Source organism: Marivirga sp., from assembly GCF_051117495.1.
Taxonomy (GTDB): domain Bacteria; phylum Bacteroidota; class Bacteroidia; order Cytophagales; family Cyclobacteriaceae; genus Marivirga.
In genome coordinates, this window is sequence record NZ_JBNPEF010000017.1 from 96380 (window position 1) to 118714 (window position 22335).

Genomic DNA, 22335 nt, shown 5'->3' on the forward strand with positions numbered 1-22335 from the left:
CAATTAATTTAGCTTGTTAACGCAAATATATGCAATATGATATTGCTAAATACAAAAACCAGGCCTGAATAAAAATGTCAAATTCCTAAGCCAACTTATTTAGTCTTCATGAGTTAAAAGTAATAGAATTGATAATTATGAAGAATATTTTAATAACAGGTGGCTCAGGATTAGTAGGAACGGAACTTTCAGCTCTTTTGAAAGAAAAGGGCTATGAAGTGGCAAACCTAACAAGAAGCAAAAAAGATAATTATCCATATCAACAATTTGAATGGGACATCAAAAAACAAGAAATGGATGAAGAAGCCATTCGCTTTGCTGATGTGATTATCCACTTGGCTGGTGCAGGAGTTGCTGACAAAAAATGGACGGATAGTAGAAAAAAGGTAATTATCGAAAGCAGAACCGAATCTGCGGCTCTATTGCATAAAACAATTTCTAAAATACCCGATGAAGCACCAGAACATTTCATATCAGCAAGTGCTATTGGCTATTATGGCATGGACACTGGAGATAAATTAGTTGATGAGGAATCGAAGGCCGGAAATGATTTTTTAGCTGAGGTTACTAAAAAATGGGAAGCTGCAGCAGACCAATTCAAATCATTGAAAATTCCTACTGCCAAAATCAGAATCGGAATTGTTTTAACCGAGAAAGGTGGAGCCCTCCCACAACTTGCTCAACCCATAAAATTAATGGCAGGAGCTCCTTTGGGTTCAGGCAAGCAATGGATGAGCTGGATTCATATAGATGATTTAGCTCGCTTGTTTTTACATGTTTTGGAAAATAAATTAACCGGAGTTTATAATGGAGTCGGGACCAATCCTGCAACCAATAAAGAAGTGACAAAAGCTGTAGCGAAAGTTTTAGATAAACCCTTGATTCTACCCAATGTACCTGCTTTTGCAATGAAACTATTGTTAGCTGAAATGGCGCAAATGGTATTGGGAGGAAATAAAGTAAGCGCTAAAAAAACCTTAGATTCAGGATTTGAATTCAAGTTTGAGAGTCTGGATGATGCGTTGGAGGGTATTTACAGCCCCCTAGCCTCCGAAGGGGAAACTAAATCCTGAAATAACTATGATGCTAATTTGAATTAATATTTTAACCTAAAGCTTGAAAATAAATTTTGATTAAAATTTATTGAATTTATGATATGATTAATGCTAAGCAAAAAGAATTCATTCTCGAGACCCTATCGGAATATAAGCCAAAATCGGTGGGTGTCTTTGGTTCTTATGCTCGCGGAGAAAACACCTCCACTAGTGATTTAGACATTTTGGTTGATTTTGAAAACACACCTGATTTATTAGAGATAATAGGTATAGAGCAAAAAATGACTGAAAAACTTGGGATTAAAGTTGACTTAATAACCACCCGCTCTTTACATTCAAGCCTAAAAGTTTATGTTGAAAAAGATTTAATAGCATTGGCTTAATGAAGAAAAATCCTCTCATTTATTTAAACCATATTCAGGATTGTATTTTAAAAATTTAAGAATACACCTTAAATATTAATGAAAGAGACTTTCTAAATAATTCTCTTATTCAAGATGGCGTTATAAAAAACCTTGAGATAATTGGTGAAGCCAAAAAGCAACTTGATCCTGAGTTTAGATTAAAATATCCGAATATCGAATGGAAGAAGATTGCGGGAATGCGAGACAAATTGATCCACGATTACATTGGTGTGGATTTATGGGCGGTTTGGGCTGTAGTTGAAAAGGTAATTCCTCAATTTAAAGAAGAATTAACTACTATTATTAGAATAGAAAAGAACAAAAATCAATAATCTCCATTCATTTTCTTCTGTTTGCTACCAGCTAGTGGAAATCAGTTGCTCCTTTGGAGCTTTTTCTCATGTAAGAGATTGGAAAAGTATTGTTAATTCAAATTAAAAAGTAAAAGAAATTCCATGTGTCTTCCCTGGCGGGTTTGGGAGCTGGGCTAAAGAAAAGCCCAAAAACTCAATATCAATATCGCCCACAAAACACCTAAAAAGTGCCATCCTTTGGTGAGCAATTCATATTTCAAATGCCAATACGGATTGGTTTCGGCTATCAAATATTGAACAGGATCTTTAGATATTCTTTGGGTTTGGAGGATTAGATATCCCAAGTAAGTATGAGCTGCTAAATAGTGCAGCGCATGCACGCCAGTCAGGACATAAAAAAAGGAAGAAGTCACATCGGATGAAAATAGTATATCTGATTCTCTTAAAGCTTTCCAACCTAAGAATTGACATAAAGCAAAACCTAAACCTAAAAAGAAAGTGAATCGCAAGGCGGTTAATAAGGATGAAATTTCTTCGGCTTTAAAAAGGCTGTGAATTGGATGAATCATAAAACTGGAAGCGCCAATTAAAACGGTGCTTAAAGCAAAAACGGCAGGGATTTCAATGTCTTTTTGGCCTTCATTTCCCAAGCTCATGAAAAAAGAGAATAGGAGGAAAAGAAAAATCAAAGAGCTCCCTACTAAACTCAAAATAAAAATCATTTTATAAGGATGCAGTCTCTCAACCCTCTCAAAAAATGATAAATTCTCTTTCTTAGTATTCTTATCCATTTTTATAACTTGTTACTTTCTACGCAATTCTCAATCCATTTTTGGCGTCTTTATCAACGCTTAACAAACTAATTTCATCTCCATCCACAGCTCCTAAAACCAAACATTCACTCATAAAGTTTGCGATTTGCTTGGGTGGAAAATTCACGACCGCCACTATCTTTTTACCCGGTAAGTCTTCCAAATTATAGAGATTGGTAATCTGAGCAGAAGTCTTTCGCATTCCCAACTCACCAAAATCAATTTGCAATTTGTAGGCAGGCTTTTTGGCTTCTGGAAATTCCTCCGCTTTAACCACTGTACCAACTCGCATTTCAATTTTGGAAAAATCGCTCCAGCTGATTTCTTTAGTCTCTTTATTCATAACTCTTAATACTGCGTTTAGTTATAAGGATTCTTCTTTTTACTAAAACTCGTCAGGCTTCTTTTTAAATATTAAGGTTAAAAGTTTTGGTGAAAACACCAAAACGGTGGATGTTAGTTCTTACTGTGACTTTTGCTTAACCAAACCCAACCCCCTTTCAGGTGTTTTCACCTGAAAGAATCAAGTCAGTTGCTTGGCTAAAACCTGTCAGGTTTATGAAATTAAAGATTGATAAGGTGGCTCTTTCATCATCAATATCAAAGCCAAACCTGACAGGTTTACCAGAATCAGCTTTAAGCTCACTTAATTTTTTGATTGCAAATTTGAACTATGCGCCATTCCCGTTAGTTTGTTTTACCTTTGCATGGTGTTTACGAAATTAGAACGAAAAAGTGAGCACAAAATTTAAATAGCACATAAATTGAAATAGTCATGAGCCTATCCATACTTACAGTAGCAGATAAATGAAGGCATAGAAGGATGATTAACCGAGCTTTTAAACTTTGACTATTCCATGTCGCCATAAAAAGACAGATTCGATACATGAAAATTAAAGACTTTCTAAGATTATATAAAGATGATGCCATCATGCAAACGATGGTGGCTTCCCTCAAACCCAATGAGGACCAAACCATCCAATTTAAGGGGTTGGTAGGTAGTTTGGATGCCATAGCCGTTGCAGTTTCGCATCTTTTAAATCATCAAAATCAACTGATCATTTTGCATGATAAGGAGGAAGCCGCTTACTTTCAAAATGATCTGCAAAACCTTTTAGATTTTAAGGAGCCCCTTTTATTTCCAACCTCTTATAAAAGACCGTATCAGTTTGATGATATAGAAAATGCCAATGTGCTGATGAGAGCGGAAATCCTAAACCGCATCAATAACAAATCCTCCACTGGTGAAATTATTGTCACTTATCCTGAGGCGCTTTCTGAAAAAGTAATCAATAAAAAATCTTTAAAGTCGAATACCTTCACAGCTAAAGTGGGAGAAAGCCTGGATGTGGAGTTCATTGCAGAATTACTGCAAACTTATGATTTTGAACCTACGGATTTTGTTTACGAGCCAGGACAATACGCCATTCGTGGGGGGATCATAGATATCTTTTCCTATGCCAGTGATGAGCCTTTCAGAATAGAATTATTTGGGAATGAAATTGATAGCATCCGAACTTTTGATGTGGCTTCTCAGCTTTCCACCGAAACGGTGAAGCAAATCAATATCATACCCAATGTGCAGACCAAACTTTTGGAAGAAAGCAGAGAATCATTATTGGAATACATTCCTAACAATACCAAAATATGGTTTAAGGATTATAAACAGAGTTTAGATGTACTTCAGCAGTATTATGAAAAAGCCTCACAATCTTTTGAAGAAATATTAAAAACTACTCAACAGACGAAAGTAGTCCTAGAACCCGAAATGCTATTTGAAACGCCTGAAAGCTTCAAAAAAGGACTGGAAAAATATCTGAAAGTAGAATTCGGAAATCGTTTTTACCTAAAAGCTCATCAGGAATTTGAGTATCAAGCCAAGCCACAGCCTTCTTTCAATAAAAACTTTGATTTAATAGCAGAGAATTTATCCAGCAACCAGGAAGCTGGTCTCATCAATATCATTTCTTCGGAATCTTTAACACAAACCGAGCGACTGAAAAATATATTTGAAGAAATTGACCCTTTCATCAAATTTCAGTCTTTGCCGCATACTTTGAGAGCAGGATTTATAGATGAGCAATTGAAATTAGCCTGCTATACCGATCATCAGATTTTCGAGCGTTTCCATCGATACAAAACTAAAGACAAGCAGAGCAAATCCAAAGCAATCACCATCCGCGAACTGAAAAACCTTCAGCCCGGGGATTTTGTCACCCATATCGATTATGGTGTGGGACGTTTTGCTGGAATGGATAAAGTCGATAATAACGGAAAAAAGCAGGAAGTGATCCGCTTAATTTATCGGGATAATGATTTGCTTTATGTCAGCATTCATGCCCTCCACAAAATTTCAAAATACAGCGGAAAAGAAGGAAACAATCCTACCATCAGTAAATTAGGCTCGCCTGAATGGGAGAACAAAAAGAAGAAAGCCAAGAAGCAGGTAAAAGACATCGCCAAAGATTTAATTGAGCTTTACGCCAAAAGAAAATCTGCTCCTGGCTTTGCCTGTGATACTGATAGCTTCCTACAAGCTGAATTAGAATCTTCCTTTATTTATGAAGATACGCCTGACCAGGCCAAATCCACTGCAGATGTTAAAGCGGATATGGAACAGCCACACCCAATGGACAGATTGGTCTGCGGGGATGTGGGATTCGGTAAAACAGAGGTCGCCATCCGAGCGGCTTTCAAAGCGGTGGACAACAATAAACAAGTAGCCGTTTTGGTACCTACCACCATTCTGGCTATGCAGCATTTCAGGACTTTCTCTGAAAGATTGGAAAAAATGCCTGTCACGGTGGAATACATCAACCGGTTTAAGTCCACCAAACAGATTAAAGATATTTTAAAGCGCACCGCTGAAGGCAAAGTTGATATCCTCATTGGAACTCACCGAATCGTGAATAAGGATGTGCAGTTTAAGGATTTGGGCTTATTGGTGATTGATGAAGAGCAAAAATTTGGGGTTTCGGTAAAAGATAAATTGAAGCAATTCCGTGTGAATGTGGATGTTTTAACCTTGACCGCCACGCCAATTCCACGAACTTTGCATTTTAGCTTGATGGGCGCAAGAGATTTAAGCGTGATTCAAACGCCTCCTCCCAATCGTCAGCCCGTGACCACTCAATTAAATACTTTCAATGAAGAAGTTTTGCGGGATGCGATTGCCTTCGAATTGCAAAGAGGCGGTCAGGTGTTTTTCGTACATAATCGAATTGGCGATATCGAACAAGTCGGCAATATTATTCTCAAATTAGTGCCCGATGCCCGAATTGGCGTTGCCCATGGACAAATGGATGGCGCCAAATTGGAGAAAGTGATGATGCGCTTTATCGAAGGCGAATACGATGTACTGGTTTCCACCAATATCATCGAATCCGGTTTGGATATTCCAAATGCCAATACCATTATTATCAATCATGCCCACATGTTTGGCATGTCCGATTTGCACCAAATGAGAGGTCGGGTTGGGCGTTCCAATAAAAAAGCTTTTTGTTATTTATTGACCCCACCTACCATCGGCTTGAGTTCCGATTCACGAAAAAGGCTGACCACTTTGGAAGAATTTTCTGATTTGGGAGATGGCTTTAAAGTCGCCATGCGAGATTTGGATATTAGAGGTGCAGGAAATATGCTGGGAGCCGAGCAAAGCGGATTTATTACCGATTTAGGCTTCGATATGTATCATAAAATTTTAGATGATGCCGTAGCAGAATTGAAAGAAAGCCATTTTGCCGATTTATTTAAAGATGAATTAGCCAAAAAGGCAAAAATCATCGCTCAGGATTGCACCATAGAAACCGATTTGGAAATCCTGATTCCAGAGGATTATGTGGGGAATATCACCGAAAGATTGAGTCTTTATTCTCAACTGGATAATATCAAAAATGAGGAAGAACTGGGTGTTTTCGAAAAATCATTGGAAGACCGTTTCGGAAAAATACCTGAGCCGGTTTATGATTTGATAGAAACTGTGCGAATCCGCTGGAAAGCTGAAAGCCTTGGTTTCGAGAAATTGTTGATTAAAAATGGTAGCTTAAAAGCTTACTTTGTGTCGGCTGATAATAAGAAATACTTTAATTCTGACATCTTCGGCAGAATTTTAACTTTCGTACAAACGCATCCTAAAAAGTGCAAGATGAAAGACTACAAAGGCAGACCAATATTGAAAATAGAGGATATAGAAAACATAGAACAAGCCAAAACCATTATATTTGATATGGCTGGAGAAGAGGTGGGGGCAGTTTAGTTTACATATAAATTGTTTAATATTGACTATTTTAATAACTTAAACTTCTTGTGAATATTTAACACTAAAAATGATTAATCAAATCAAAGACACACCTGAAAACAAAGTTGAAGAGCCTCAAATTGCGCTTAAACTTCAAAATATGTACAAAGAAAATGTACAGGAAAATCAATTAAACGTACTTTCCCTTTTTTCTGGTTGTGGTGGAATGGATTTGGGGTTTGAAGGTGGTTTTAAGGTGAAAAAGGAGTCTATTAATGAAATTTTAAATAAGGACTTTATTGAAAAATATTGTGCAAATGGATATCTCAAATTAAAAAAAACACGGTTTCGAACGACTTTTTCCAATGATATTTTAACCGAGGCAAGAAATGCATGGGTGCATTATTTTAAAAAATCCCAACCTAATCCAGAAGTATTCCATACCGACAGTATAGTAGACTTGGTTAAACTGCATAAATCGGGGGTCAATGTATTCCCTAAAAATGTGGATGTAGTAACAGGCGGTTTTCCGTGTCAAGATTTTAGTGTTTCAGGGAAAAGAAATGGCTTCAATTCCAATAAAGACCATAGAGGTAAATTATATTCTGAAAACAACCCCACTACAGAAACAAGAGGGCATCTTTATATGTGGATGAAGGAAGTCATTGAAATTACTAAACCCAAAATTTTTATTGCTGAAAATGTAAAAGGCTTAGTCAACCTAAAGAACGTAAAAGAGATTATTCAAAAAGATTTTTCAACCATCGGCAAAAATGGATATATAGTTTTAAAACCTAAAGTATTGCATTCTGCTGATTATGGTGTTCCGCAATCAAGAGAGAGGGTTTTCTTTATAGGGATTAAAAAATCTGCATTAAAAAAAGAGGCACTTGAGGCTTTGAGCAATGATTATATTCCTTCCGCTTTTGACCCCTATCCAAGCCCTACTCATTCATTCACAAAAGATGAGCCTTATTTGAAAAAGCCAGTAAGCTTAAATGATATTCTTAATGGTTTGGAAGAACCTGAGCAGTCCGATGACTTATCTCAAAGACACTATTCCAAAGCCAAGTTTATGGGGAAGCATTGTCAAGGTCAAACAGAAGTAAAATTAAACCATATTGGCCCCACAATCAGAGCTGAACATCATGGCAATATTGAATTCAGAAGGTTATCCATTGAAAACGGAGGAAAAAATCTTAGTGAATTAAGAAACGGATTAGCTGAAAGAAGATTAACCCCAAGGGAATGTGCATTAATTCAAACATTTCCTTCAGATTATGAATTTGTAATCGAAAACAAAAACGGCAGGAAAGGCTCTTATTTAGTAAGTCCCTCTAAAGCTTATAAATTAATTGGTAATGCTGTACCTCCACTACTTGCATATAATATTGCTAAAAGAATTGAGGAAGTTTGGGATAACTATTTCATTTAAGACATGGTGATTTCTTTAAATTCTGATTCAAATCTGGAAGATTTCGAACATCTCTTAGAAAAGACTGTAAATGAATTGAATGTTCTTTCAAAAGATTCGAAAAACTCGATTGAAAAATTAAGCGGTATTAAATTAGAACCGTACATAAAGGAAATAATGGCTAAAAATGCTATTGGGACAGCATTTGAAAACACCATAGAATTAATAGGAGGACAAAAATTTCCCGATATAATCGCCAAGAAATATTTCGGGGTTGAGGTTAAAACTACCACTAAAAATCATTGGAAAACGACCGGAAATAGTGTGCTGGAATCGACAAGAGTTGAGGATGTGGAAAGAATTTTTATGTTATTCGGAAAGTTAGGGGAGCCAATTGAATTTAAATTTAGAAAATATGAGGAATGCTTAGCTGAGGTGGTAGTTACTCACTCACCCAGATATTTGATTGATATGGAGCTTGAAGAGGGTAAAACAATTTTTGACAAAATAAAAATACCCTATGATGAAATCAGATTGAAAAGCAAACCTATTCAGCCCATTGTTAATTATTATAAAAACAGATTGAAACCTGGTCAGGATTTATGGTGGATAGGGGAAGAAGATGACTCATCGAAAAATTTTGTCATCAATATTTGGAAAAACTTATCGCAAGACTACAAATCTGAATTGATGATAAAATCAATGATATATTTTCCTGAAATATTTAGTAATAGCAATGATAAATTTGCGCGAATTGCAATCTGGCTCGTTAAAGAAAAATCAATTGTTTGTCCTAATTTGAGGGATGTTTTTACTGCAGGCGGAAAAAAGGATTTCAATTATAAAAGCCATAAACTAAAAAAAATACCCAAGATATATTTTAACGTATTGAACAATATTCAATCAGTTTTTAATCTCATTACTGAGACTGATGAGGAAAAATTGTCAGGATTTTGGAACACACCAACAAGTGAAAATTCAAAAATTGATGATTGGATAGAATTAATATTAATTAACACTAATTTTCTTTTACAGGATAAATTAGACAATTTTGAAGTGGTCTTACGTAAAATGAAATCTGATTATTTAAATAATGAACTTCAATAAAATGAACAAAAAAGTAATCTTAATGATATTGGATGGCTGGGGTTTAGCCACCAACAAAGAAGTTTCCGCTATAGACAAAGCCAACACTCCTTTTGTGGACAGCTTGTACAAGGATTTCAAGCATAGCAAACTGGATGCTTCCGGTTTAGCAGTAGGCTTGCCTGAAGGACAGATGGGAAATTCCGAAGTCGGGCACATGAACATAGGTGCGGGTAGAATTGTCTATCAGGATTTGGTGAAAATCAATAAGGCGATAGAGGAAAAATCCATCAAGGAAAATCCAGTTTGGGCAGAAGCCATGGATTATGCCAAAAAGAATAATAAAAAAGTTCATTTCATCGGATTGGTTTCAGATGGAGGCGTGCATTCACATATCGGGCACTTGAAGGGCTTGATGAGCTTGGCTCATGAAGAGGGAGTTCAAAATTTATTCGTTCATGCCTTTACAGATGGGCGTGACACTGACCCAAATGGCGGTAAATCTTATTTGAAGGATGTTGAGGAACATGCCGAAAAAACAGGAGCTAAAATTGCTTCCGTTACGGGTAGATATTTCGCAATGGACAGAGATAACCGCTGGGAAAGAGTCAAATTGGCTTATGATGCCATGGTAAAAGGTGTTGGTAAAAGCACTGATTCCATTTCGGGTGCGATTCAGTCTTCTTATGATGAAGGCGTTACGGATGAATTTATCAAACCTATTATTCATACTGAGAATGGAAATCCTGTTGCCAAAATTGAAGAAGGCGATGTGGTGATTTCATTTAATTTCAGAACCGATAGGGGTCGAGAAATTACTCAAGCATTGACCCAAAAAGCATTTCCTGAGCAGGGTATGAAGCCATTGGATTTGCATTACATCACCATGACCAAATATGATGATACTTTCAAAGGAGTAAAAGTACTTTTCGAAAAGGATAATTTGGTCAATACTCTAGGTGAGGTTTTGGAAAAGCACGGCAAAAAGCAAATCAGAATTGCCGAGACTGAAAAGTATCCGCATGTGACTTTCTTTTTCTCTGGTGGAAGGGAAACGGAATTTGAAGGAGAGAAACGCTTGATGTGCCCTTCTCCCAAAGTAGCCACTTATGATTTAAAACCAGAAATGAGTGCTTATGACATCCGAGATAAAATCATTCCAGAATTAGAAAAAGGCGAAGCTGATTTCGTTTGTTTGAATTTTGCCAATCCTGATATGGTAGGCCATACAGGTGTGTTTGAAGCAGCGGTTAAAGCTTGCGAAACAGTAGATAGTTGTGCAAAATCTGTGATAGATATTGCTCAAAAGAATGGCTATGCCACCATCGTTATAGCGGACCATGGAAATTCCGATTATATGGTAAATGAAGACGGAAGCCCAAATACTGCCCATACTACTAACTTAGTACCTTGCATTTTGGTTGACCCTGGTTTTGACGGCACCATTAAAGACGGTAAATTGGGGGATTTGGCACCTACTATTCTGAAAATCATGGATGTTGAAATCCCTAAAGAGATGACGGGCGATATTTTAATTGAGTGATATTTCTAATCTAACTTTATAAATTAAATTAGTTGGATAAAACCTGTCAGGTTTCTTTCAGTTTAAAGAGTATTAATGATGGTCTTTTCTACATTCTTTTAATTTTAAAACCTGACAGGTTTACTGACTTATATTAGCTAAACTATGACAAAACTCAACAGTATTCTTTTTGCGATTATAGTAATTTCCTTTTGTGCTTGCGAAACTGCAGTAAGGGAAAAACCCATCAATGAATATTATGATGTGGATGCCTTAATTGACAAACAGTCGAAATTACTGACTAAACTTCAGCCCAAAATTGAAAAGTCCATTCAAGTAGATGGCAAAAAGGAGAAAGACACTATAGAATTTGATTCCTTAGGTTGGAAAAATGAACTGGAAGTTTTCAAATTGGCAGACATCAATAAGCCTACTTTATATGATGCTTATGAAGCCACCGAGGAGCAAACAAGTGACGGGAAAATCTGGAGATACACCACTGAAAAGCCTTCTTTGGGCATAGAATATTTATATGTCTTTTTTGATAACGACAGTGCAGTCATAAAACTTGAAGCGCGTTATCATGAAAATAATGCACTTTATGTTTCCGAAAGAAATTTTGAAATCAACTTCAAGAAATCTGAAGATTATAGTGTTTTAGACTCCTACAAAATCTATGGCAGGCAAAAAATGGCCATGAAAGATGAGGTGCGATTTTCTATTGAGAGTGAGGTGGTGGATTAAATAATTGCGACTAAGAACCTAATTATATCGTAATTCCATTGCAGGTTTTTTACAACCACCCCGTCATTCGGACACCCCTCCTTTTCGTAAGGAGGGGAACAGCTTCGAGCAAATTGTTGTGTTTTATTTCACTCTCTTAATCCTATATTTAGTTTAGTAAGTAAAGAATTCGATTAAGCATATTGCTAATATTTAGCACAAACCAGCTTCTCCCCTGTTTTAGGGGAGATGTCCGAAGGACAGAGGGGTCTAAAACCCCACAGCCACTCGTTCCTTCACTACTCTTTTATTTCCTTCCGCTGTGAAAAGTTCAAAGTAAATAATATAATAACCCGTTCTTACTTTCCTGCCATTAAAATCTACTCCATCCCAGCGAAAAAAGCCAGTATTGCTGAGCGTTTCATTATTCGCTAGAGTGTTCACAATCGTACCTTTCATATCAAATATTTTTACAGTGGCTTTGGTGCCTGCATCTTCCAATTGGTAATTGATTAAGGTGAAATTTCTACCCGGCTGATTATGTGAAAATGTTTTTGGATTGGCTTCTATTTTGCCATAGCTTATATTTTCATTGGTCAACTGGGAATTGGCTTTACCTGGGGTGGCAAAACCAACTGCCGAAGTAGCAGAGCTCCAAGAATCTGCTTCCATTATAGGTGCTTCAGGATGGATTCTTTCTAATGAAACCCCATCCACCGTTCTTAGAAATGGCAAATGCAAATCATCTGAATATTTGAAAAATTCCTCTAATTCCTGATTGGCTGAAACTACTCTTACAATGCCTTCTCCATTAGTCAAAGTTGGCAGATTGACCTCTATTATATTTTCTTCTTCATGAGAAATAGGACTATCTTTAATAGTGCTTGCCTTATCGGAAGTTAAGGCCAAATATTGCCCTGGCCCTAGGATGACATTTTCATTCTCTATAATTACATTTTCATCGCTATTGCCTTCAACAGTCCACCCCCTCAGATTAATATATTTATCCGAAATATTGAGCAATTCAATAAAATCTGCTCCTCTTGATTTTTGGTCGTAGAGCACTTCATTTAAAACTACATCACCTTGTTGTGGGGATTCTGCTAAAGCAAAATTTACTTGATTAGCTTGTGAATTGATAATGTTCCCTACACAATCAGTCAAATTATTGGCATTTAAACTATAGCGAACCTTTTCTTTCAATTCCTCTGCTAAATTTATTTTTACTGAACTTAAGCCCAGCATTTCCACACTTTCAATTCTTATTTCCGGACTAATCTTAAATTGATTTCTTCGGATTTGGGTAATGTCGATTACCTCATTAAAATAGGCATTCACTTCAGTTGAGTTTGGAGCAAAAGCTTTATCCAATTCAGGCCCGCTCCGGTCAATATTTTCTTCAGAAACCGAATTTTCAGCTCCGGGAGTTCCTTGTACATCGGCAATTGATGCTCTCCAATTTGAAATTCCCAAGCACGGGTTTCTGACATCAATCATTTCCAATGACCATCCGCCTTCATCATATTTGAAATTTTCTTTGTACCAGCTGTCTCGATAAAAAGCTTGGTTGATAATGGTCTCATCCGTGATAAGTTGTAAATCATCACCTCTATTGTTGAGATTGGGCCAAGGGCTTAAACCAATCACCCTGGCATAGGAATTTAAATCTTCTACGGCAGAACTAGGAGCCAACAACAAATATTCACCTGCTTCTATATAATTCAAGTCTAAACTAACGGTATCTCGCTCATCCATAAATTTCACATCGGTGAGTGAAAGTAATTGCTCAGTAGGATTGTAAATTTCTACATATTGGCGGTTGGGCAGCTCTTGGTCTTCATTAGGATTGGCCATAATTTCTGTAATGATTAGGTCGTTAAAAGTAGGCTTGGCAGGACTGGTCAATATGAATTGCTGCTGGAAATCCACTATAGAGTTTTGAGACAAATCTGATAGCCCATCAATTGTCAAAGTGTATGGAAAACCAGCTATCCAATCATTTTCCCAAATCAAAACCACTTGGTTTTCACTCCATAGCTGGGCTTCATGCAAATTTATTTGAGGAGATAAATCATAATTTTCAATATTCTCGGCTCTTGTTGTATCTAAAGGCTCATCAAAAGTCAAAAGCAAAATAGAATCTGATAGAAATAATAGAGAATCTAAATGTGGCGGAATGATATCATATAAAATGCTTGAAGTTAGATTCTGAGAAATATTTCCATTGCAATCCTCTACTTCATTAATGGTGATTTCATAGGAAATCTCGTTCACTAATTCATTTGCCAAATTTAATTTTACAGAATTATCAGCCCCTTCCTCTACTGTGATTTCTATCTCAGGTATGATAGAATATTCTGCATTTAATAAAGAATTTAAATTCATGCTTTTGTCAAACTGGATTTCCAATTGAGTAGGGGAAATAGCTTTGAATGAAGTAATCTCAGGAGTATTACCTGTAAAATCTAAGTTCAAAATACTATTTTCAATTCCAGGAGTACCACCAGCATTAGCTTTTGAAGCCTGCCAATTATTTTGGTCAAAACAAGGCAAATTTGGATTGATAATTTCAATGGAATAACCTCCTTCTGACTTTTCTTCATCTTGATACCAACTTAAATCATATCCTAATCCATCCATCTGAATACCTTCAGGATTTTTGATGGTCACACTATCTGCTCTATTATTTAAAGCTCGCCATGAAGAGGGAACAAGAACTTCACCAAATTCCGCATAGCTTTCTTCAGCTGATGAGGGTGCCAAAATCAGATATTCTCCCGGATATAAAATATAAGAAGGTAGCGTTCCCGAAGAGGAAGTATTATCTGAAATCTTCCAGTCTTCTAAATTGATGAATTTATCAGAACGATTATAAATTTCAACGAATTCCTCATCAGGCAAACCTAAAACAGGCGTTGGATCGGGGAAAAATTCAGTGATAATAACATCTCCTATTTCTGCTTCCTCCACTTCAAAGTAGAAAAATACGATGGTCTCTCTTTCAGATAAATTTCCTTCTAAATCACTTATATTTTCAATTTCTAAAGTGTAATCTAACCCACTTTCAAAATCCTTTTCAAAACGCAACCAAACAGTATCCTCATTTTGCTGAATGGTCACAGGTGAGATTTCATCAGGGCTTAATATATAATTATTGATATTCGTGGCTGATGATTCGGTGATCTCTTCTGAAAACAATAATTGAATTTCATTTTCACTTAAAATTTCATATTCCAAAATCTGCGGAGGAATAGTATCAAAAACATAATCCCCCAAATAAACATTATCAAAATAAAAGCTAGTGCTTCGGCTGGAAGTAAAATAACAGATAAAACCCGCATATCCTGTTTCATTTAAGCTGGCCTCATTTCCAGCGGCGATAGTAGTGAAATTTTCACCTTTATTGGGATCAACTGCAATTTCCCAATTCGCTTCTGCATCTCTTCTGACCTTAATGCGAACATCAAATGCCGATGCGAAATCTCCATCACCTCCTCTAGCGATTAATGTTTTGTTATCTCCAATTCTATAAAATAGACTGATACCATCATCACTTCCATTTTCTCCAATTTCCAAATAGTAGCCTTCTTGAATGCTTCCATCATTCTCAAAATCCAGCAAAGCAGCAGTGGTACTGACTAGATAAATTTCGACTTTATTGGAATTGGAAGGACTGAAATCCAAGCTGACATCAAATCTCCATTCCTTTTCATCCAAATTTCCGTTTTCCGCTTCCGTTACTAAATAGGCAGGCCGTAAAGTTTCGTCCTCAAAATTAAGCTGTAATTGAAGCTTATCGTTTACTATAAAATCATTAATATCTCCACTCCATACTGGATTTTGGTTAAAATCACCATCCGAAAAATCATCTTGAATTAGTTGTGCATCCAGTGAAAAAAATGAACAGCAAAATAAAATACTCAGGATCAGTAGTTTTTTTATCATGAGGTTTTGGTTTGGTTCTGTATCAAATATGCTATTTTTGCGATTAAATAATAAAGCAGGGATTAATACTGCAAATTACAAAAGTATAAATATTTGTGAAAATGAAAATAGCTGTCGTAGGCGCCACTGGCTTAGTGGGTGGTGAAATGTTAAAAGTTTTGGACGAAAGAAATGTCCAATTTGATGAATTACTTTTAGTCGCTTCTGCTCGTTCTGCGGGCAAGAAAATGAGCTTTAAGGGTAAGGAATATACCGTGATCACTTTGGAAGAAGCCGTGGAAGCCAAACCGGATTTAGCTTTATTTTCTGCTGGAGGGTCAACTTCATTGGAATGGGCTCCAAAATTTGAAGAAATAGGAACTGTAGTTATTGACAATAGCTCAGCTTGGAGAATGAACGACCGCATCAAATTGATAGTGCCAGAAATCAACGGTCATGAATTGAAAATTGACCACCGTATAATTGCCAATCCAAATTGTTCTACAATCCAGATGGTCATGGCTTTGGCTCCTTTGCATAAAAGATATAAAATGCAGCGCATTGTAGTTTCTACTTATCAATCGGTAACGGGAACCGGAAAAGCAGCTGTTGACCAATTAATGGATGAAAGGGCCGGAAAAGAAGGTGAGAAAGTTTATCCTCACCCAATAGATATGAATGCATTGCCTCATATAGATGTGTTTTTGGAAAATGATTACACCAAAGAGGAAATGAAAATGGTGAATGAAACCAAGAAAATCTTTAGTGATAATTCCATTGGACTTTCAGCAACTTGTGTCCGTTTGCCGGTAATGGGCGGACATTCCGAATCAGTGAATGTTACTTTTGAGAAAGATTTTGATGTAGTAGAAGTAAAAGAAATTCTATCCAATACTCTAGGGGTCGTTTTACAGGATGATCCAAAAAATAATGTTTATCCATTACCATTAAATGCACACGGAAAAGATGAAGTGTTTGTAGGTAGGATCAGAAGAGATGAATCTGCAGCTAACACTTTAAATATGTGGATAGTGGCTGATAACTTGAGAAAAGGAGCCGCTACCAATGCCGTACAGATTGCAGAATATATGATTGAGCACAGCTTAGTTCATCCTTATGGAATTGAGCGTTAAAGAAGAATATTGGAAATTTATAAAAGACCATGAGCAGGATAATCCTGCTCAATTGGTTTTAAAGCAAAAAAAATTTCCTGATTTACCTTTAAAAGAGCTTGCCTCGCAAATCGCATCCCGGCAAAAAGCAAAAATTAAATTACCTGAATGGTATGCTGAAAAAGTTTGGTTTCCGTCCAAGCTTTCTTTGGAGCAATGCAGTTCTGAGGCAACAGCAAAATTCAAATCCAGTTTAATCTCAGGTACAAGTTTTGCGGATTTAACGGGTGGTTTCGGAATTGATACTTATTACCTCTCTCAAAATTTCTCAGAAAGTCATTATGTAGAACAACAAAAGGAGTTATGTGAATTGGCTCTATATAATTTCAAAGTGCTGAATAGAAATATAAACATTCACCATTCTCAATCTGAAGCGTTTTTTAATTCTATCAAAAAACCATTAGACTGGATTTACCTTGATCCTGCAAGAAGGGGAGATCGCAATCAAAAGGTCTTTTTATGGGAGGACTGCAGTCCTAATTTAGTAGAGCTTTTGCCACTTCTTTTCGAAAAAGCACAGAATATCTTGGTGAAAGCTGCACCTATGCAGGATATTAGCCGAGCTATAGCTGAATTGGATAATAAAGTAAAAGCTGTTTACATTATAGAATGGCAAGGAGAAGTAAAGGAATTAATATACATTTTAAGTAAAGAGGCGGTTGAATACCCAGAAATTCATGCGGTTCAATTATCGGATGAAGGAAAGCCTATTTTCTCATTTAACGGAGATAAACTAAAAGAAGAGGAAAGCTCCATCAAGATCGGAATACCTCAACATTTTTTATACGAACCTTCTCCAGTTATGATGAAAGCAGGGTTATTCAAACAATTAGCTCAAAAATTTCAACTTTCGAAGCTTCATCCTAATACTCATCTATTTACTTGCCATGAAATTAAAAAAGATTTTCCGGGCAGGGTTTTCAAAATAGAAAATCAGATACCAGTGCAAAAAAAGGAGCTGAAAAAATATTTACCTGAAATGAAAGCCAATTTAGCTAGCCGAAATTTTCCTATGCCTATTGCACAATTGAAGAAGAAGTTGGGTTTGAAGGATGGGGGTGAGCATTATCTTTTTGCTACCACTTTGAAAGGAGAAGAGAAAGCATTGTTGATATGTGAAAAGGCGAAATAAGCAAGACCTGGGAAGCTTGCGGTAGCTTTTTGAGTAGTAGATAGATTATTCGGTAATTTAAAAACTTTCCAATTCCTAGAGGGACGAGCTTATGGTAACTAAGACATCAATAGCATGCACAAAAGTTCCGTAGGAACGGCCTTATATGTTTGAGTAGAAATGGTATCCAATCGGTCAGACGGTTTCAGCACAATGAACAGGATATGCAGATTAATTGATATAGCATCAATATAGAGACAAAGCATAACCGTCAGACCGAAGGAGAAAAAATCAACCAGTCGTTGGGATTACAATAATAATTTTAAAACTAGCACCAACAAAAAAGGAATTCCATAATACTTCAGCACCTTAAGTCTATTGGGTGCATCATTCCACCACAGCACCCACCATGGCTTGATATAACCCAAAAAAAGGAGCATCCCAAAGCAAAACAAAAAGAAGTTAATATAATACAATTACTTATCCGGTTAAATCTAATGGTTATCGAAAAAGGCATTTATGCCTAAACAAAAATAGGTAATTATCGGATATTTGAATCAAACAAATTTTTTAATATGATTACAATTGCGGAAAACAAGCAATATTCTTTAAAGTTAGATTTAACCAACAATAGGGCTTTTTTAAAAATCAATGGCTTTTGGAGAAATAAGGAGGATATTCCTGCTTATCTGCAGGATTGGGACGAAGCCATCAACAAACTTTCAGAAGGGTTCACATTGTTAACAGATGCTACTGAAATGACGATACATCCAGGAGATGTAAGAGATGTACACTCCAAAGCACAGGAAAAAATAATAAAAGCAGGGGTGAAAAAAGTGGCAGAATTACATGATGAAAATGTAGCCGTGATGCAATTAAACAGCGTATCTAATGAAAGTGGAATGCCCAAGAAAAATTTTAACAACAAGGAGGAGGCATTAAAATGGCTTGACTCATAATTAAGTCATTAGAAATAGGGCTCGGGAATATGCTCGAGCCACCTATTTATCATCCAAATCAAACCCAAACCTTTCATTAAAACCCACTATCCCCTGTAATCCACCAGAATGGACTGCTAAAATATGATCATCAGATGAGATATTGTCTTTTTTCCATTCCATCATTAATCCATACATCATTTTGCCTGTATAAATAGGGTCTAGTGGCACAGCTGTCTTTTCATAAAACTCTTTTATAAAGTCTATCAATTCTGGTTTCCATTTGGCATAGCCTCCAAAATGATATTGTGAAGACAGTTCCCAATTATTTGTTTCCTTCCCAACTATGCTTTTCAACTCATCTTTTACCCAGTCCCCTTTTAGAACAGATACGCCTAAAATTTTCTGATGATTAGCTTTACCATTTATTAATCCTGCCAAAGTTCCTCCCGTCCCGAAACAAGCGCTTATCAAATTATAATGCTTTGGAATAAAATCATGAATTTCGGCAGTTCCTAAAATGGCCTTTCTATTTGTTCCCCCTTCAGGAATTATGTAAGGATTTTGAAAACGAGTCTGGATTTCGGATATGGAATCAGGATGGTCTTGATTTCTATATTCCGCCCTATCTATAAAATGCAGTTCCATTCCATGTTTTTTAGCTAAATTGAGAGTAGGATTAATTACCTCTTCTCCGCGAATTATAGCTATTGATTTAAAACCACAGGCTTTAGCTGAAATAGCAGTTGCCACTATGTGATTAGAAAATGCACCCCCAAAAGTCAGAACTTTTTTATAGCCCTTTTTTTCTGCCTCTAAAAAATTATACTTGAGTTTAAAAAACTTGTTTCCGGATGCCCCAGAATGAATTTTATCCAAGCGAAGGATATCAAATATCAATCCTGCAAACTGAACCCTTTGAATGGGTACATCTTCGGGCGAAAAGAATTTTTTGACAGACATACAGCTAATTTATGGGGATTTGACTAAATTTATTCTGTTCAACGAGAATTTGTTGAAATATAATTTATTCTTATGAGGAAGTATTTCATTTTTTTTATCCTATTAAGTATTGGTTTCACATCTTGTATGAAATCGGTTTCTATCAATACCCTACGACCAGCTGATATTACTATTCCCAATGAAATCCAATCCATTGCATTAGTGGATAGAACTGCCTACGATAGGGATGCAATTGGTGTGATTGAAGGTATTATTACTGGAGAAGGAATTAATGAAGATCAAGATGGTGTGATGGCGATGTTTTCAAGTCTGCAGAATAGCTTAAGGGTTTCTCCTCGCTTTGATGTGGTATTGGCATCAGAAAAATTAAGAGGACAAAATATCTTAGGATCCTTTCCAGACCCTTTAGATTGGAGACAAGTAGATCAACTTACAAGGAAATACAATACAGATGCTTTATTGGCCATTGAAATATTTGATAGCAATTTCATCATTACAAACGGAAAAAGGAAAAACACCAGGACTGTTGAAGATGCTGACGGCAATAAAGTAGAAGAAGAATATACAGAGTTTTTTGCAGAGGGTGTGGGTAATACCAGGATAGGCGTCCGTTTATATGATGCTAAAAACAGAACGGTAATTGATCAAGATATTTATACACAAAATAAAACTTGGGAGGCTTCTGCAACTAGCTTAAAGGAGGCATTGGCTCAATTAGTTAGCAAGTCACAAGCCACTAAATACTTGGCTCAATCTGTTGGCAATACTTATGCTGGCAAAATTGCCCCCATGCCTGTCCGAATTTCAAGAAGCTATTATGCAAAGCCAAAAAAGAATGTTTATTTAAGCAAAGGAGCAAGAGAAGCAAGTGTAAATCAATGGGAATCTGCTATTGAAACTTGGAAAACTGGTTTAAGAAATACTTCTGATAGCAAAGCAAGTGGAAGAATGGCTTATAACATTGCTGTGGGTTATGAGATTTTAGGTGATTTGTTTTTGGCTCATGAATGGGCAGGGCGTTCTTATGTTGATTATGGCGAGAAAAAAGGTAGGAGTTATGCCAGCCAAATCAATAATAGAATGATTACCGAAGAAATATTGGATGAGCAATTACGCTTACCTGAACCAAATTCTGAAAGTAATAATAAAAACAACACTGGAGACAAACAAGATAAGCCTACCATTAAAATCAAAATGAAAGATAACTAATTCGTAATTACGAATTAATAATTAAGTACTCACTTCTCTCCCCTAGTCTTAGCATCTCGCTAAGACATTCAAGACAAATAGGTTTGATTTAAATTATAAATAAATAGACCTAAAAATTCAAAGTAATTTCATTGTAAATCGGAAGTATTCCATTAGGTCTTAGCGAGACGCTAATACTGGTCAGGTTAGACTAATAGAATTTGATAGAAATGTCTGAATAATTACTAATTACCCAATTATTAATTGCTAATTACACTACGTTGTCGGACGGCTTCGAAAATGGCGATCGCACAAGAAATGGAAACATTTAGAGAGGCAATCTTTCCGGTCATGGGAATTTTGGCTAGAAAATCTGCTGTTCTGATTAAATCATTGCTAATCCCATCTTCTTCTGACCCCAAAATGATAGCCAAAGGTTGTTTCATTGGTGTATCATAAATCAGGTCAGTCCCTTTTTCCGTACAGGCCACTACCTGTAAACCACTTTTCTGTAAATACTCTACCGTAGTCTTTAAACTATTTTCTCGACAAATCGGAATGTAATGTAATGCGCCAGCAGATGTTTTAACTGCATCGGAATTGATTTGTGCACTGCCTTTAAATGGAATCACAATGGCATCCACACCAGCACATTCAGCAGATCGAGCTATAGCACCAAAATTTCGAACATCGGTAATTCTGTCTAAAATCAAAATCAAAGGATCTTTGCCTTTGGCGTAAGCTTCATTAATTACGTTGTCCAATGAGGCATAACTCACAGCCGAAACCATCGCAATCACCCCTTGATGATTTTTCATGGTGATGCGATTTAATTTCTCTATTGGAACTTTGGTGAAAGGTACTTTTTGTTCCTTACATAAATCCATCAGCTCACTTACCAATTCATTTCGAACCTCTTTGTCAATATATATATTATCCATTTCCTTGCCGGCATGAATTGCTTCAATGACAGCACGAGTGCCGAAAATATAGTCTTTATCGTTGAGTTTTGGTCTTTTGTTAAATGCTGCCATATTCTTGAATATTAAATTGCAAAATTCTTAATCTAAAACGTGAAAAGCTAATAATATAGGTCTTTTAAAATAAACATGGTAAATAAAATAACCACCAATAATACTTAATGTCAGCATTTTCTTACCACACATGAGACAAAAGAAAACAATAGATTTTATATAAATATAAAATTGGATCAGTTGTCTATCTTTAAAGTTGAAACCTGCAATATCAGTAAGTTAACATTTCACATATTTTTATATTCCTTAACTATTACCTAAAATAAGAAATCTCGTTTCTAAAAAATAACCAAGGTTATTTTCTTTTGTGATCTCGTATGTTTGATTCAGTTTACCAGCAACGAAATAATAGATAAATTTGGCAAAAAACAAGGAAAGGGTAGGAATAGCATTTTGTGTGAGATAACAGTTTTGTATATCGGACAAAAGAGATTGCAC

18 protein-coding genes are annotated in these 22335 nt (G+C 36.2%); 12 read left to right on the forward strand and 6 right to left on the reverse strand.

All coding sequences use genetic code 11. The features are described from left to right. Positions 1–137 precede the first annotated feature (137 nt). From ACFE0M_RS09705 to ACFE0M_RS09715, 3 genes are all read left to right on the forward strand, one after another. Entirely contained in the window at positions 138–1073 is a 936-nt protein-coding gene (locus ACFE0M_RS09705) for a TIGR01777 family oxidoreductase (protein WP_434545558.1), read from the forward strand. A gap of 83 nt (positions 1074–1156) precedes the next feature. Further along, positions 1157–1438, forward strand: a complete 282-nt coding sequence (locus ACFE0M_RS09710) for a nucleotidyltransferase family protein (protein ID WP_434545559.1) — start codon at positions 1157–1159, stop codon at positions 1436–1438. Between the two features lie 74 nt (positions 1439–1512). Continuing rightward, entirely contained in the window at positions 1513–1791 is a 279-nt protein-coding gene (locus tag ACFE0M_RS09715; RefSeq protein WP_434545577.1) for a HepT-like ribonuclease domain-containing protein, read from the forward strand. A gap of 155 nt (positions 1792–1946) precedes the next feature. Here the strand turns inward: ACFE0M_RS09715 and ACFE0M_RS09720 are convergent, their stop codons facing one another. Together ACFE0M_RS09720 and ACFE0M_RS09725 are read right to left on the reverse strand one after the other, a co-directional pair. Next, positions 1947–2564 (reverse strand): cytochrome c oxidase subunit 3, encoded by a 618-nt coding sequence (locus ACFE0M_RS09720; protein ID WP_434545560.1) that lies wholly within the window; start codon positions 2562–2564, stop codon positions 1947–1949. Positions 2565–2583: 19 nt separating this feature from the next. Next, positions 2584–2928 carry a tRNA-binding protein gene (locus ACFE0M_RS09725; protein WP_434545561.1) on the reverse strand — a complete coding sequence of 115 codons (345 nt, stop codon included), beginning with the start codon at positions 2926–2928 and terminating at the stop codon, positions 2584–2586. 543 nt (positions 2929–3471) lie between these two features. Between ACFE0M_RS09725 and mfd the strand changes: the two genes are divergently transcribed. From mfd to ACFE0M_RS09750, 5 genes are all read left to right on the forward strand, one after another. Next, the gene (mfd, locus tag ACFE0M_RS09730) at positions 3472–6840 is read left to right on the forward strand and encodes a transcription-repair coupling factor (protein WP_434545562.1); all 3369 of its coding nucleotides are present in this window, start codon (positions 3472–3474) and stop codon (positions 6838–6840) included. Positions 6841–6910: 70 nt separating this feature from the next. Beyond that, positions 6911–8257 (forward strand): DNA cytosine methyltransferase, encoded by a 1347-nt coding sequence (locus ACFE0M_RS09735; protein ID WP_434545563.1) that lies wholly within the window; start codon positions 6911–6913, stop codon positions 8255–8257. Positions 8258–8260: 3 nt separating this feature from the next. Further along, positions 8261–9343 (forward strand): hypothetical protein, encoded by a 1083-nt coding sequence (locus ACFE0M_RS09740; protein WP_434545564.1) that lies wholly within the window; start codon positions 8261–8263, stop codon positions 9341–9343. Beyond that, positions 9330–10865, forward strand: a complete 1536-nt coding sequence (gene gpmI, locus ACFE0M_RS09745; RefSeq protein ID WP_434545565.1) for a 2,3-bisphosphoglycerate-independent phosphoglycerate mutase — start codon at positions 9330–9332, stop codon at positions 10863–10865. The genes ACFE0M_RS09740 and gpmI overlap by 14 nt, the downstream gene beginning before the upstream one ends. Positions 10866–11009: 144 nt before the next feature. Beyond that, the gene (locus ACFE0M_RS09750; protein ID WP_434545566.1) at positions 11010–11588 is read left to right on the forward strand and encodes a hypothetical protein; all 579 of its coding nucleotides are present in this window, start codon (positions 11010–11012) and stop codon (positions 11586–11588) included. A 249-nt stretch (positions 11589–11837) separates the two neighbouring features. Here ACFE0M_RS09750 and ACFE0M_RS09755 read toward each other — a convergent pair whose 3' ends face one another. Continuing rightward, positions 11838–15512: a lamin tail domain-containing protein gene (locus tag ACFE0M_RS09755; RefSeq protein ID WP_434545567.1), complete on the reverse strand. Its 3675-nt coding sequence runs from the start codon at positions 15510–15512 to the stop codon at positions 11838–11840. A 101-nt stretch (positions 15513–15613) separates the two neighbouring features. On the opposite strand from ACFE0M_RS09755, the gene ACFE0M_RS09760 reads away from it, so the two are divergent. From ACFE0M_RS09760 to ACFE0M_RS09770, 3 genes are all read left to right on the forward strand, one after another. Then, positions 15614–16624, forward strand: coding sequence for an aspartate-semialdehyde dehydrogenase (locus ACFE0M_RS09760; RefSeq protein ID WP_434545568.1), 1011 nt, complete (start codon positions 15614–15616; stop codon positions 16622–16624). Further along, positions 16608–17795: a THUMP-like domain-containing protein gene (locus ACFE0M_RS09765; RefSeq protein WP_434545569.1), complete on the forward strand. Its 1188-nt coding sequence runs from the start codon at positions 16608–16610 to the stop codon at positions 17793–17795. Before ACFE0M_RS09760 ends, ACFE0M_RS09765 begins: the two co-directional genes overlap by 17 nt. A 554-nt stretch (positions 17796–18349) precedes the next feature. Then, complete coding sequence (locus tag ACFE0M_RS09770) at positions 18350–18733, forward strand: hypothetical protein (RefSeq protein ID WP_434545570.1); 384 nt, start codon at positions 18350–18352, stop codon at positions 18731–18733. Between the two features lie 42 nt (positions 18734–18775). Here the strand turns inward: ACFE0M_RS09770 and ACFE0M_RS09775 are convergent, their stop codons facing one another. Continuing rightward, entirely contained in the window at positions 18776–19675 is a 900-nt protein-coding gene (locus ACFE0M_RS09775) for a 1-aminocyclopropane-1-carboxylate deaminase/D-cysteine desulfhydrase (RefSeq protein WP_434545571.1), read from the reverse strand. A gap of 72 nt (positions 19676–19747) precedes the next feature. Here ACFE0M_RS09775 and ACFE0M_RS09780 point away from each other — a divergent pair, with 72 nt between their 5' ends. Then, positions 19748–20884 carry a DUF6340 family protein gene (locus tag ACFE0M_RS09780; protein ID WP_434545572.1) on the forward strand — a complete coding sequence of 379 codons (1137 nt, stop codon included), beginning with the start codon at positions 19748–19750 and terminating at the stop codon, positions 20882–20884. 239 nt (positions 20885–21123) lie between these two features. Here ACFE0M_RS09780 and rlmB read toward each other — a convergent pair whose 3' ends face one another. Together rlmB and ACFE0M_RS09790 are read right to left on the reverse strand one after the other, a co-directional pair. Further along, positions 21124–21897, reverse strand: a complete 774-nt coding sequence (rlmB, locus tag ACFE0M_RS09785) for a 23S rRNA (guanosine(2251)-2'-O)-methyltransferase RlmB (RefSeq protein ID WP_434545573.1) — start codon at positions 21895–21897, stop codon at positions 21124–21126. A 246-nt stretch (positions 21898–22143) separates the two neighbouring features. After that, positions 22144–22335: hypothetical protein (locus ACFE0M_RS09790; protein ID WP_434545574.1), on the reverse strand; the 192-nt coding region annotated here is incomplete at its 5' end.

What these genes read in the sequence shown, in the direction of transcription:
- ACFE0M_RS09705 (WP_434545558.1), top strand. Translation starts at nt 138, where the DNA reads ATGAAGAATATTTTAATAACAGGTGGCTCAGGATTAGTAGGAACGGAA.
- ACFE0M_RS09710 (WP_434545559.1), top strand. Translation starts at nt 1,157, where the DNA reads ATGATTAATGCTAAGCAAAAAGAATTCATTCTCGAGACCCTATCGGAA.
- ACFE0M_RS09720 (WP_434545560.1), bottom strand. Translation starts at nt 2,564, where the DNA reads ATGGATAAGAATACTAAGAAAGAGAATTTATCATTTTTTGAGAGGGTT.
- ACFE0M_RS09725 (WP_434545561.1), bottom strand. Translation starts at nt 2,928, where the DNA reads ATGAATAAAGAGACTAAAGAAATCAGCTGGAGCGATTTTTCCAAAATT.
- mfd (WP_434545562.1), top strand. Translation starts at nt 3,472, where the DNA reads ATGAAAATTAAAGACTTTCTAAGATTATATAAAGATGATGCCATCATG.
- ACFE0M_RS09735 (WP_434545563.1), top strand. Translation starts at nt 6,911, where the DNA reads ATGATTAATCAAATCAAAGACACACCTGAAAACAAAGTTGAAGAGCCT.
- ACFE0M_RS09740 (WP_434545564.1), top strand. Translation starts at nt 8,261, where the DNA reads ATGGTGATTTCTTTAAATTCTGATTCAAATCTGGAAGATTTCGAACAT.
- gpmI (WP_434545565.1), top strand. Translation starts at nt 9,330, where the DNA reads ATGAACTTCAATAAAATGAACAAAAAAGTAATCTTAATGATATTGGAT.
- ACFE0M_RS09750 (WP_434545566.1), top strand. Translation starts at nt 11,010, where the DNA reads ATGACAAAACTCAACAGTATTCTTTTTGCGATTATAGTAATTTCCTTT.
- ACFE0M_RS09755 (WP_434545567.1), bottom strand. Translation starts at nt 15,512, where the DNA reads ATGATAAAAAAACTACTGATCCTGAGTATTTTATTTTGCTGTTCATTT.
- ACFE0M_RS09760 (WP_434545568.1), top strand. Translation starts at nt 15,614, where the DNA reads ATGAAAATAGCTGTCGTAGGCGCCACTGGCTTAGTGGGTGGTGAAATG.
- ACFE0M_RS09765 (WP_434545569.1), top strand. Translation starts at nt 16,608, where the DNA reads ATGGAATTGAGCGTTAAAGAAGAATATTGGAAATTTATAAAAGACCAT.
- ACFE0M_RS09770 (WP_434545570.1), top strand. Translation starts at nt 18,350, where the DNA reads ATGATTACAATTGCGGAAAACAAGCAATATTCTTTAAAGTTAGATTTA.
- ACFE0M_RS09775 (WP_434545571.1), bottom strand. Translation starts at nt 19,675, where the DNA reads ATGTCTGTCAAAAAATTCTTTTCGCCCGAAGATGTACCCATTCAAAGG.
- ACFE0M_RS09780 (WP_434545572.1), top strand. Translation starts at nt 19,748, where the DNA reads ATGAGGAAGTATTTCATTTTTTTTATCCTATTAAGTATTGGTTTCACA.
- rlmB (WP_434545573.1), bottom strand. Translation starts at nt 21,897, where the DNA reads ATGGCAGCATTTAACAAAAGACCAAAACTCAACGATAAAGACTATATT.